This window comes from Parvibaculum sp. (assembly GCF_035511255.1).
Taxonomy (GTDB): domain Bacteria; phylum Pseudomonadota; class Alphaproteobacteria; order Parvibaculales; family Parvibaculaceae; genus Parvibaculum.
The window spans coordinates 1-11,536 of record NZ_DATKFR010000430.1 but is presented as its reverse complement, the minus strand read 5'-3'; the positions used below and the strand labels follow the sequence as shown (position 1 = coordinate 11,536).

The window sequence follows — 11,536 nt, the reverse complement described above, 5'->3', positions numbered from 1 at the left end:
TGCGGCACAAGCGCGTGATCTCGAACATTGAGGAGTTCGGGCCCGGCTCGACTTTCCATCGTGTGCTCTGGGACGATGCGCAACAGCTCAAGGGCGAGAAGATCAAGCTCGTCGCCGACGACAAGATCAAGCGCGTCGTGCTCTGCACGGGCAAGGTCTATTACGACCTCTACGACGAACGCGAGAAGCGCGGCATCGACGATATCTATCTGATGCGCGTCGAGCAGCTCTATCCCTTCCCGGCGAAGTCGCTGATGACCGAGCTCCTGCGCTTCAAGGACGCCGAGATCGTCTGGTGTCAGGAAGAGCCGAAGAACATGGGTAGCTGGACCTTCATGGAGCCCAATCTCGAATGGGTGCTCGACCAGGTCGGCGCGCGCTATCGCCGCGCGCGCTACGCCGGACGGCCCGCCTCGGCATCGCCGGCGGTCGGCCTCATGAGCAAGCACAACCAGCAGCTCAACCAGCTTCTGTCGGATGCATTGAAGATCGATTGAGACGTCTCTGAAAGGCGGAGAGAGAATGGCCACGGAAATCAAGGTGCCGGCACTCGGCGAGTCGGTGACGGAAGCGACCGTCGCGCAGTGGTTCAAGAAGCCGGGCGACACGGTCGCGGTCGATGAGCCGCTGGTCGAACTCGAAACCGACAAGGTGACGGTCGAAGTGCCGTCGCCGGCCTCGGGCGTTCTCTCCGAGGTGCTGGTGCAGAGCGGCGAGACCGTGACGATCGGCGCGATTCTCGGCGCGATCGGCGAGGGCGGTGCGAAGGCCGCCGCCAAGCCCGCCGCGAAGAAGGAAGAACCGAAGAAGGCCGAAGCGCCGAAGCCGGCCGCCGCCGTTCAGCCGGCGCCTGCTCCGGCAGCTCCAGCGCCGGCGAAGGCGGCGGATGCCGCACTCGCGCCGTCGGTGCGCCGCGTCGTCGAGGAGAATGCGCTCGATACGTCGAAGATCGAAGGTACGGGCAAGGACGGGCGCATCACCAAGGGCGATGCGCTCGAAGCGGCGGCGAAGCCCGCGACGCCGGCAGCGCCGGTTCAGGTTCGCACGCCCGCGCCGGCCGATCAGGCGGCCCGCGAGGAGCGCGTACGCATGACGCGGCTCCGCAAGACCATCGCGACGCGTCTGAAGGAAGCGCAGAACACGGCGGCCATGCTCACCACCTTCAACGAGGTGGACATGACGGCGATCATGGCCTTGCGCAACCACTACAAGGACGTCTTCGAAAAGAAGCACGGCGTGCGCCTCGGCTTCATGGGCTTCTTCGTCAAAGCCTGCATCGCGGCGCTGAAGGAAATCCCGGCGGTCAATGGCGAGATCGACGGCGAGGACCTCGTCTACAAGAACTACTACAATATCGGCGTGGCGGTCGGCACCGATCGCGGCCTGGTCGTACCGGTGGTGCGCGAGGCGCAGGATCTCTCGTTTGCGGACATCGAAAAGACGATCAACGATTTCGGCAAGCGCGCCCGGGATGCGCAGTTGAAGCTCGAGGAGTTGCAGGGCGGCACCTTCACGATCTCGAATGGCGGCGTCTACGGTTCGCTGATGTCGACGCCGATCCTCAACGCGCCGCAATCGGGCGTGCTCGGCATGCACAAGATCCAGGACCGCCCGGTCGTGGTCGCGGGCAAGGTCGAGATCAGGCCGATGATGTATCTGGCGCTTTCCTACGATCACCGGATCGTCGACGGCAAGGAAGCGGTGACCTTCCTGGTGCGCGTCAAGGAAGCGCTCGAAGACCCACAGCGCTTGCTGCTCGATCTCTAATTTCCGGAGTATATCTGATGGCTGACGCCTTCGACCTCGTCGTGATCGGCTCGGGCCCTGCCGGCTATGAATGCGCGATCAAGGCGGCGCAGCTCGGCCTCAAGGTCGCCTGTGTCGAGAAGCGCGAGACGCTGGGCGGCACTTGCCTCAACATCGGTTGCATCCCCTCCAAGGCGTTGCTGCACGCGTCCGAACTTTTTGCGGAAGCGCAGCATGCGTTTCCCGGCATGGGCATCGAGGTCGGCACGCCGAAGATCGACGTGAAGAAGCTCATCGCCTTCAAGGACGAGGCGGTCGACGGCAACACCAAGGGCATCGAGTTCCTCTTCAAGAAGAACAAGATCGAATGGGTGAAGGGCGAGGGCGTCATCAAGGCGCCGGGCCGGGTGCAGGTCGGCGATCGTCTGATCGAGACGAAGAACATCGTCATCGCGACGGGCTCAGATGTCGCGCGTCTGCCCGGCATCGAAATCGACGAGAAGACGGTCGTCTCGTCGACCGGCGCGCTGATGCTCGACAAGGTGCCGGAGCGGCTTCTCGTCGTCGGCGGCGGCGTCATCGGGCTCGAACTGGGTTCGGTCTGGGGGCGGCTCGGCGCGCAGGTGACGGTGGTCGAATTCCTCGACGCGATCCTGCCGGGCATGGACGGCGAGGTCGTCAAGAATTTCACCCGAATCCTCAAGAAGCAGGGTTTCGATTTCAAGCTCGGCTCAAAGGTGACGAAGGTCGAGAAGACGAAGGCAGGCCTGAAGGTCACGGTCGAACCGGCGGCGGGCGGCGATGCGCAGGTGCTCGAGGCCGATGTCGTACTCGTCGCGATCGGCCGCGTCGCCTATACCGACAAGCTCGGGCTTGCGGATGTCGGTGTGAAGACCGACAAGCGCGGCCGTGTCGAAGTCGATGCGAGGTTCAAGACCAATATCGACGGCATCTATGCGGTCGGCGATGTGATCGCCGGGCCAATGCTGGCGCATAAGGGCATGGAAGAGGGCGTCGCACTCGCCGAACAGCTCGCCGGCCATTACGGCCATGTCAATTACGATGTCATTCCGGCAGTGGTCTATACCGGGCCTGAAGTCGCCTCGGTCGGCAAGACCGAGGAGCAGTTGAAGGCGGAGGGTGTCGAGTACAATGCCGGCAAGTTCCCCTTTACGGCGAACGGGCGCGCCAAGGCGAACAAGACGACCGAAGGCTTCGTCAAGATTCTCGCGGACAAGAAGACCGATCGCATTCTCGGCGTTCACATCATCGGCGCCAATGCTGGCGAGATGATCCAGGAGGCTGTCGTCGCGATGGAGTTCGCCGGCAGTTCCGAGGACATCGCGCGCATGTGCTTTGCGCATCCGACGCTGTCGGAAGCGGTGAAGGAAGCGGCGCTGGCGGTCACGGGCTCGCCGATCCATATGTGATTTCATTTCCCCGGTGTCATCCCGGCCTTGTGCCGGGATCCAGGGGCGACAAATTCAGAGCATGCGGCCCCCGGAACAAGCCCGGGTGACAGCATTTTTAATGCCCTGCTCTCGGATGGGCCTTGTCGTAGATGTCGAGAAGGCGCTGGCTGTCGACCTCGGTGTACATCTGCGTGGTCGAAAGGCTGGCATGGCCCAGGAGTTCCTGGATCGAGCGGAGATCGCCTCCGCCGGCGAGGAGATGCGTCGCGAAGCTGTGGCGCAGCGCATGCGGCGTCACCGTGTCGGCGAGGCCGAGGCGGCGGCGCAGGTTGATGACCGTGCCGCGCACCATGCGTTGATCGAGCCGCTTGCCGCGTGCGCCGACGAAGAGCGCGTCGCCATCCGTGAGGCCGAAGGGACAGAGACGCAGATAATCGTCGACCGCCTCCCGCGCGATGGCGAGCACCGGCACGAGGCGTTCCTTTCGTCCCTTCCCGATAATGCGCATCGTTTCGCGCAAGGGGGCGTCGCGACGATCGAGCGAAAGCACTTCGGCGATGCGGAGCCCGCATCCGTAGAGCAACATCAGAATGGCGGTATCGCGAGCGGCGATCCAGGGCGCGGTCTCCTGCGCGGCGGCCTCGTCGATGAGATCGAAGGCGGCGCCCGCCGTCAGCGGCTTCGGAATCGCATGCGGAAGTTTAGGCGACCGAAGCGCCGTCAGTGCCGCATTCGAGACCACGCCACCGCGATCCAGAAAACGGAAGAAGGAACGGATGCTCGACAAGGCGCGGGCGAGACTGCGGCTTTGCAAGCCTTCCTTGCGGCGCAGGGTCAGAAAAGCCCGAAAGTCACGCAGTTCGAGCCTGCGCAGATCGTCGAGCGTGGCTACGCCGCCCAGATGGTCAGTCATGAATTCGAAGAAGCGCGTGAGATCGCGGAGATAGCCGACGAGCGTCGCGGGGCTCACGCGGCGCTCGGCCATCAGATGGGAATACCAGGCACGGAATTCGACGCGCAGATCGGAGGCGGCGGCGATCGAAGCGGCCGCCTCGTCGGGCGTGGGGGCGCGGGCGCCCGTTATTTCTCCGGCGGCAGGTCGAGCCATCGACGCACGCAGCGCTCCACGATGCGGGCCAGGAATTCAAGCAGGTCGGCGGCCTGATCGGGATGGAACTGCTCCGGCGCAAAGCCGCCGAGAGCGAGCAGGCCGGGCGGCGAAACGCGCGAGAATTCGAGGCGCACCAGAGCTTCGGACTGCACCTCTTCGGCGAGATGATTATAAAGCCCCCGGCTGCCGCGCACATTGGCGACGAGGCGATAGGGCACCACGCCGCCCATCATGCGGGCGACGCCGTCGGGTTCCAGCACGCGGACGCTGCGGACGCCGATGCCGGAGACGCCGTTGGTCGTCTCGATGCAGATCGCGGCGGCACGGGCGCCGAGCGCGCGGGCAAGGCCGTCCGGCGCGGTGATGTAATCGATCAGATGCTCGAAGTCGCGCGCATCAAGGAGCGCGAGCGCGGCCTGATGGACCTGCTCGCGGGCAAGGCTGTTCAGGGACGAAGCCTCGATGAGGTCCGACTGGATGTCGCGCAGCGTACGCACCTGGCCTTGCAGCTTGCCGATGATGAACTGCTGCATGTCGACCACATTGGCGCCGTCGACGCGCGAAGGGGCGAGCGCCGAGACGAGTTCGGGATCGGTGGCGACAAAATCCGGGTTTGCCATCAGAAAGGCGCGCACCTCGGCCGGGGAAAGCGTCGGCTCGGAGCGCCTGATGCGCTCGACTTCGGTACGGTCGTTATAATGACTCATGGCCTGCCTTTAAGTGGCTTGTGTGTCCGTCGCATGCCGGGGCAAGTCCGTGCCCAATCTGCCCCGGAGAGAAAAATCAAAGTATCTTCTGGCCCGTCTTCTTCCAGTCGGCCATGAACTGCTCGAGCCCCTTATCGGTCAGGGGATGCGCCGCCAGCCCGCGCAGCACAGCCGGCGGAACCGTCGCCACATCGGCGCCGAGGAGGGCGGCTTCCTTTACATGGTTCGCGGTGCGGATCGAAGCCGCGAGAATTTCGGTCGCGAAGTCATAATTGTCGTAGATGGTGCGGATCTCTTCGATGAGCTCCATGCCATCGAGGTTGATATCGTCAAGGCGGCCAATGAAGGGCGAAATGAAGGTTGCGCCGGCCTTGGCGGCGAGCAGCGCCTGATTCGCGGAGAAGCAGAGGGTGACGTTCACCATCGTGCCTTCGCCCGTCAGCGTCTTGCAGGTCCTGAGCCCGGCCCAGGTGAGCGGCACCTTGACGGCGATGTTCGGGGCGATCTTCGCGAGCTTGCGGCCTTCCTTCAGCATCTCGTCGGCTTCGAGCGCCGTCACCTCGGCGCTGACCGGGCCATCGACGACGCCGCAGATTTCCTCGACGACTTCGAGGAAGTTGCGACCGGACTTGGCGATCAGCGACGGGTTGGTGGTCACGCCATCGAGGAGGCCGGTGGCGGCGAGATCCTTGATTTCGGCGATATCGGCGGTGTCGACAAAAAACTTCATGGGGGCTTTGCTCTTGATGCGGCTTCGGTCGCGTATGACAGTCCAGTCGCGCCCGCCGTGCAACTCTTCTTTTGTCCTTTTTTGCCCATCGGGCCGTCCGGTGCAAGCGGCGACGTTCCACTTGCTTTATCAGGTATTACACTGTCGCGTCGCCTTTGAATTTATCGCCGAAGAGAGCGGATGCCCGTTAAGACTTTGCCGAAAAGCGTCAGCGTTCTCGTCCCGCTCGCCCTGCCAGCACCTTACGATTATGAGGTTCCTGACGGGTTAATTGCGGAGCCGGGCGCCTATGTCATCGTGCCCCTGGGCGCGCAGCAGATTCTCGGCGTCGTCTGGGGCGAAGGCACGGGCGAGGTCGATCCAAAACGGCTGAAGCCCATCCTCGAAGTGCTCGACGTGCCGCCGATGCCGGACGTGTCGCGACGGTTCGTCGACTGGATCGCCGGCTACACGCTCAATCCGCGCGGTTCCGTGCTCAGGCTCGCCATCCGCGCGCCGGGCGCGCTGGAGCCGCAGCGGATGCGGACGGCCTACAGGCTTGTGGATAAAAGACCCGCGCGTATGACTCCCGCGCGCATGAGGGCGATTGACACCGCCATGGACCAGTTTGCGCGCACGCCGCGCGAGCTTGCCGAAGAGGCCGGCGTTTCGGACGGCGTGGTGCGCGGACTTATCGAGGCGGGGGCGCTCGTCCCGGTCGACCTGCCGACGGAAGCGCCGTTTCCGGCACCCGATATCGAGGCGGGCTCGAAATCGTTGTCGCCGGAACAGCAAGCCGCGGCGGCGACCCTGCGCGCCCGCGTCGATGAAAGTCGGTTCACGTCGATCCTGCTCGACGGCGTCACGGGATCGGGCAAGACGGAGGTTTATTTCGAGGCGGTGGCGGAGGCTCTGGCGCGCGGAAAGCAGGCGTTGATCCTGTTGCCGGAGATTGCGCTGACGAGCCAGTTTCTGGCGCGCTTCGAGGCGCGGTTTCACTGCAAGCCAGCAGAGTGGCATTCGGAACTCTCGACGCGCGAGCGCACGCGAGTCTGGCGCGGAGTCGCGGAAGGGCGCGCCCGGGTCGTCGTCGGCGCGCGCTCGGCGCTCTTCCTGCCGTTTCCGGGACTCGGTCTCATCGTCGTCGACGAGGAGCATGAGGCCGCCTTCAAGCAGGAAGACGGCGTCACCTATCATGCGCGCGACATGGCCGTGGTGCGCGCCTCGCTCGGACAGTTCCCGATCATCCTCAGTTCGGCGACGCCGTCGCTCGAAAGCATGGTCAATGCCGAACAGGGACGCTACGAGCGCGTCGTGTTGCCGGAACGCCACGGCATCGCCGAGATGCCGGACGTGACCGCGATCGACATGCGCGAGGAGCCGCCGGAGCGCGGGCGCTGGCTCGCGCCGCGGCTCGTCGCGGAAATTGCCAATGCGCTGGCGGCCGGCGAACAGGCGATGCTCTTTCTCAACCGACGCGGCTATGCGCCGCTGACGCTCTGCCGGACCTGCGGGCATCGCATCGAATGCCCGCAATGCTCGTCCTGGCTGGTCGAGCACCGGTTTCGCCGTGAACTCGTCTGTCATCATTGCGGCTATTCGGCGCCGGTGCCGAAGGCCTGCCCGTCCTGCGGCGCCGAAGACACGCTGATCGCCTGCGGGCCGGGGGTCGAGCGCATCGCGGAAGAGGTCGCCGAGCGTTTTCCCGAGGCGCGCCTCGCGCTCCTGTCGAGCGACAATCTGCGCGGTCCGCAATCCCATGAAGAGGTGTTTCGCGAGATCGAGGCGCGCGAGGTCGACATCATCGTCGGTACACAGATCGTTGCGAAGGGGCATCACTTTCCCTGGCTCACCGTCGTCGGCGTAGTCGATGCCGATCTCGGGCTGGAGAATGGCGACCTGCGCGCCGCCGAGCGGACGTTCCAGCTTCTGCAGCAAGTCGCGGGACGGGCGGGCCGCGCCGAGCGGCCGGGACGGGTTTTCCTCCAGACCTATATGCCCGAACACGCGGTCATGCGGGCGCTCGTCTCGGGCAATCGAGACGCCTTCCTGAAGCGCGAGGCGGAAGCGCGGGAACGTGTGGGGCTGCCGCCTTTCGGGCGGCTCGTCGGCATCGTCGTTTCGTCGGAGAATGCGCCGCTTGCGCAGAAATTTGCCCGCGAGATGGCGCGTGCCGCGCCGCAGGCCGACGACGTCTCGGTGCTCGGCCCGGCGCCCGCGCCGCTGGCGTTGCTGCGCGGGCGGACGCGTCTCAGATTTCTCGTCAAGGCCACACGCAACGTCAATATACAGGCCTACATGCAGGCCTGGCTCGGCGAATTGAAGGTGCCGAACGCGATCAGGGTTTCGGTCGATATCGATCCTTACAGCTTTCTCTGAGGCGAGGCGCTTTTTACCCGAACTTAACCCTGTGCGGCGTCCAATCGGGCAAATCCGCTCGAGGGGCTTCCAGCATGTCGCCGCGTCTCAATATCGTCACCGTCAAATACGGGACGGCCTATCCCGCCGACTACGTCAACCGCATGTTCTCCATGCTGCGGCGTCATCTCGACGAGGATTTCGACGCGTGGTGCATCACCGAGGATCCGCGCGGCCTCGAAGCCTCGATCAAGCCGATCAAGCCGCTCTTCAACGTGCCGGGCTGGTGGAACAAGCTCTTTCTCTTCTCGCCCGCCATGCCGGAGGGCGAAATCCTCTATCTCGATCTCGACCAGATCATCACCGGTGATATCAGCCCACTGCTCGCCGCCTGCCGCAAGTCGGGGGCGAAGCTTTGCGCCTATCGCGATCCGTTGCAGTGGCAGGGTTCGGCCATCAATTCGTCCTGGCTCTATTTCCGTCATCCGGACCTCGCCTTCATCTATGATGCCTTCGTGAAGGACCTGCCGGGCGTACTGACGCTCGAAGGCGGCGACCAGCTTTATATCTGGCGGCATATGAAGGACGTCTATTTCGTGGACGACGTGCTGCCGAACGGCATCAAGTCGTTCAAGTTTCAGCTCTGCAAGATCACAGGGCAGACGCTCAATGTGCCGCTCGACATCGATCCGGCCGTGCGCGTCATCAATTTTCACGGCCGCCCGAAGCCGCATGAGCTGATGCAGGTGCCCTGGGTGCAGCAGCACTGGCATTAAGGTCGAGGCATCCGAAGGCGGCCCCTTCCTCCCCCTTGTTCAAAATGTCGCACCCTGTCAATTACGGGCCGGGATGTTGCGCATGCGCGGGGCTTATGTTACCAAACGCGCGACCTTGGGGTAGCGGGCCTGTTGAGGCTCCTTAGGTCAAATTACGATAGAGAATTCAATTGGTTAGCGTGCCGCCCCGCAGACGGTGCGCCAATCTTCAAGAACCTACGGGCGAGCGCGCCAAGTGGCATCTGAAAACATCGTTTCCGGCATGGCCGGCCGTTACGCAACGGCACTCTTCGAACTCGCGGAAAGCGAGCGGTCGCTTGACGCCGTTGCGGCCGATCTCAATGCCATTCAGGCGATGATCGACGGCAGCGTCGATCTCCGCCAAGTCGTTCTCAGCCCCGTTTTCGGCGCCGACGATCAGGCCAAGGCCTTTGCCGCGATCCTCGATCGCGCAGGCATCAAGGGCCTCGTCGCCAATTTCGTCGGCCTCGTCATCGAGAAGCGCCGTCTTTTCGCGCTGCCGGCGATGATCGCCGGCTACCGGCAGCTTCTGGCGAAAAGCCGCGGTGAAGTTTCGGCCGATGTTACCTCCGCGCACGCGCTATCCGACGCGCAGCTCGCGAGTATCAAGGCGGCGCTCAAGGCCGCGACGGGACGCGACGTTCTCGTCAATACACGTGTCGATGAAGGGCTCCTCGGCGGGCTCGTCGTCAAGGTCGGGAGCCGGATGATCGATTCGTCTCTCAAGACCAAACTCAATTCTCTCAAGCTTGCCATGAAAGAGGCTTCCTGATGGACATTCAGGCGGCGGAAATTTCCGCAATCCTCAAGCAGCAGATCAAGGGGTTCGGCGCCGATGCGCAGGTCTCCGAGATCGGCCAGGTGCTCTCCGTCGGTGACGGTATCGCGCGCGTCTACGGTCTCGACAACGTCCAGGCGGGCGAAATGATCGAGTTCCCCGGCGGCATTCGCGGCATGGCGCTGAATCTCGAAAGCGACAATGTCGGCGTCGTGATCTTCGGCAACGACCGCGACATTAAAGAAGGCGACACGGTGAAGCGCACCGGCGCCATCGTGGACGTTCCGGTCGGCAAGGGCCTTCTCGGCCGCGTCGTCGACCCGCTCGGCAATCCGATCGACGGCAAGGGTCCGATCGTCAGCGACGAGCGCCGCCGCGTCGACGTCAAGGCGCCCGGCATCATTCCCCGCAAATCGGTTCATGAGCCGATGCAGACGGGTCTCAAGGCGATCGACGCCCTGATCCCGATCGGCCGCGGCCAGCGCGAGCTCATCATCGGCGACCGCCAGACCGGCAAGACGGCGATCGCCATCGACGCGATCCTCAACCAGAAGCCGCTGAACCAGGGCACCGACGAAGGTCAGAAGCTCTATTGCATCTATGTCGCCATCGGCCAGAAGCGCTCGACGGTCGCGCAGATCGTCAAGACGCTGGAAGAAAACGGCGCCCTTCAGTACACGATCGTCGTCGCCGCGACGGCGTCGGAGCCGGCGCCGCTGCAGTTCCTGGCGCCGTTCGCCGGTTGCACCTTCGGCGAATATTTCCGCGACAACGGCATGCATGCGCTCGTCGTCTATGACGATCTTTCCAAGCAGGCCGTCGCTTACCGCCAGATGTCGCTCCTTCTGCGTCGTCCGCCGGGGCGCGAAGCCTATCCGGGCGACGTCTTTTATCTCCATTCCCGCCTGCTCGAACGCGCGGCGAAGCTCAATGACGAGAACGGCAAGGGCTCCTTGACCGCGCTTCCCGTCATCGAGACGCAGGCGAACGACGTATCGGCCTACATCCCGACCAACGTGATCTCGATCACGGACGGCCAGATCTTCCTCGAGACGGACCTCTTCTATCAGGGCATCCGTCCGGCGGTGAACGTCGGTCTCTCCGTGTCGCGCGTGGGTTCTTCGGCGCAGATCAAGGCGATGAAGCAGGTCGCGGGCAAGATCAAGGGCGAGCTCGCGCAGTACCGCGAAATGGCGGCCTTCGCGCAGTTCGGTTCCGATCTCGACGCCGCGACGCAGCGCCTGCTCAATCGTGGCGCCCGTCTGACCGAGCTCCTGAAGCAGCCGCAGTTCTCGCCGCTGAAGGTCGAAGAGCAGGTCGTCGTGATCTATGCCGGCGTCAACGGCTATCTCGACAAGCTGCCGGTCGGCGATGTCGGCCGTTTCGAGGAAGAATTCCTGCGTCATGTGAAGACGAGCCACATGGGCATCCTCGACTCGATCCGCACCGAGAAGCAGATTTCGGGCGATACGGAAGCCAAGCTCAAGGCGGCGGTCGAAAACTTCTCCAAGGCGTTTGCCTGAGCTGAACCGAAGAGAACCCAGGTAAAGGCGAATGGCGAGCCTCAAAGACCTTAGAAACCGCATCGCGAGCGTGAAGGCGACGCAGAAGATCACCAAGGCCATGCAGATGGTTGCGGCGGCGAAGCTGCGTCGTGCGCAGGAGGCGGCGGAAGCGGCGCGTCCTTACGCGCAGCGCATGGGCCGGGTGCTCGCCAATCTCTCGGCGGGCATGGCGGGCCAGGAGAATGCGCCCAAGCTGCTGGCCGGCACGGGCAGCGACCAGGTGCATCTCGTAATCGTGGCGACCGCCGATCGCGGTCTTTGCGGCGGCTTCAATTCGTCGATTTCGCGGCTCGCGCGCGAGCATATCTACAAGCTCCTGCGCGAAGGCAAGACGGTGAAGATCCTCACCGTCG

At 63.9% G+C, this 11,536-nt stretch carries 10 protein-coding genes and 1 pseudogene; 8 read left to right on the top strand and 3 right to left on the bottom strand.

All coding sequences use genetic code 11. The features are described from left to right. From sucA to lpdA, 3 genes and pseudogenes are all read left to right on the top strand, one after another. Positions 1-497: pseudogene (sucA, locus tag VMR03_RS16245) on the top strand (2-oxoglutarate dehydrogenase E1 component); the annotation flags it as partial. Between the two features lie 25 nt (positions 498-522). Next, positions 523-1,767: a 2-oxoglutarate dehydrogenase complex dihydrolipoyllysine-residue succinyltransferase gene (gene odhB, locus VMR03_RS16240; protein ID WP_325407054.1), complete on the top strand. Its 1,245-nt coding sequence runs from the start codon at positions 523-525 to the stop codon at positions 1,765-1,767. A 17-nt stretch (positions 1,768-1,784) separates the two neighbouring features. Next, positions 1,785-3,176 carry a dihydrolipoyl dehydrogenase gene (gene lpdA / locus VMR03_RS16235; RefSeq protein WP_325407052.1) on the top strand — a complete coding sequence of 464 codons (1,392 nt, stop codon included), beginning with the start codon at positions 1,785-1,787 and terminating at the stop codon, positions 3,174-3,176. Between the two features lie 97 nt (positions 3,177-3,273). On the opposite strand, the gene VMR03_RS16230 is transcribed toward lpdA, so the two are convergent. The 3 genes from VMR03_RS16230 to fsa form a co-directional block, all read right to left on the bottom strand. Beyond that, a complete protein-coding gene (locus tag VMR03_RS16230) occupies positions 3,274-4,266 on the bottom strand; it encodes a tyrosine recombinase XerC (RefSeq protein WP_325407050.1) in 993 nt (330 codons plus the stop codon). Further along, positions 4,239-4,976: a DUF484 family protein gene (locus VMR03_RS16225; protein ID WP_325407048.1), complete on the bottom strand. Its 738-nt coding sequence runs from the start codon at positions 4,974-4,976 to the stop codon at positions 4,239-4,241. Before VMR03_RS16225 ends, VMR03_RS16230 begins: the two co-directional genes overlap by 28 nt. A 76-nt stretch (positions 4,977-5,052) precedes the next feature. Continuing rightward, complete coding sequence (gene fsa / locus VMR03_RS16220; protein WP_325407046.1) at positions 5,053-5,706, bottom strand: fructose-6-phosphate aldolase; 654 nt, start codon at positions 5,704-5,706, stop codon at positions 5,053-5,055. Between the two features lie 180 nt (positions 5,707-5,886). Between fsa and VMR03_RS16215 the strand changes: the two genes are divergently transcribed. From VMR03_RS16215 to VMR03_RS16195, 5 genes are all read left to right on the top strand, one after another. Continuing rightward, entirely contained in the window at positions 5,887-8,064 is a 2,178-nt protein-coding gene (locus VMR03_RS16215) for a primosomal protein N' (RefSeq protein WP_325407044.1), read from the top strand. Positions 8,065-8,138: 74 nt separating this feature from the next. Beyond that, positions 8,139-8,819, top strand: coding sequence for a hypothetical protein (locus tag VMR03_RS16210; RefSeq protein WP_325407042.1), 681 nt, complete (start codon positions 8,139-8,141; stop codon positions 8,817-8,819). A gap of 235 nt (positions 8,820-9,054) precedes the next feature. Next, on the top strand, positions 9,055-9,612 hold the full coding sequence (locus VMR03_RS16205; protein ID WP_325407040.1) for a F0F1 ATP synthase subunit delta: 558 nt from the start codon (positions 9,055-9,057) through the stop codon (positions 9,610-9,612). Then, positions 9,612-11,141 carry a F0F1 ATP synthase subunit alpha gene (gene atpA / locus VMR03_RS16200; protein WP_325407038.1) on the top strand — a complete coding sequence of 510 codons (1,530 nt, stop codon included), beginning with the start codon at positions 9,612-9,614 and terminating at the stop codon, positions 11,139-11,141. Before VMR03_RS16205 ends, atpA begins: the two co-directional genes overlap by 1 nt. Positions 11,142-11,172: 31 nt before the next feature. Further along, positions 11,173-11,536: F0F1 ATP synthase subunit gamma (locus VMR03_RS16195; protein WP_325407036.1), on the top strand; the 364-nt coding region annotated here is incomplete at its 3' end.

Bases quoted from the DNA above. Each gene is read 5' to 3' on its own strand.
- odhB (WP_325407054.1), top strand. From the start codon at position 523: ATGGCCACGGAAATCAAGGTGCCGGCACTCGGCGAGTCGGTGACGGAA.
- lpdA (WP_325407052.1), top strand. From the start codon at position 1,785: ATGGCTGACGCCTTCGACCTCGTCGTGATCGGCTCGGGCCCTGCCGGC.
- VMR03_RS16230 (WP_325407050.1), bottom strand. From the start codon at position 4,266: ATGGCTCGACCTGCCGCCGGAGAAATAACGGGCGCCCGCGCCCCCACG.
- VMR03_RS16225 (WP_325407048.1), bottom strand. From the start codon at position 4,976: ATGAGTCATTATAACGACCGTACCGAAGTCGAGCGCATCAGGCGCTCC.
- fsa (WP_325407046.1), bottom strand. From the start codon at position 5,706: ATGAAGTTTTTTGTCGACACCGCCGATATCGCCGAAATCAAGGATCTC.
- VMR03_RS16215 (WP_325407044.1), top strand. From the start codon at position 5,887: ATGCCCGTTAAGACTTTGCCGAAAAGCGTCAGCGTTCTCGTCCCGCTC.
- VMR03_RS16210 (WP_325407042.1), top strand. From the start codon at position 8,139: ATGTCGCCGCGTCTCAATATCGTCACCGTCAAATACGGGACGGCCTAT.
- atpA (WP_325407038.1), top strand. From the start codon at position 9,612: ATGGACATTCAGGCGGCGGAAATTTCCGCAATCCTCAAGCAGCAGATC.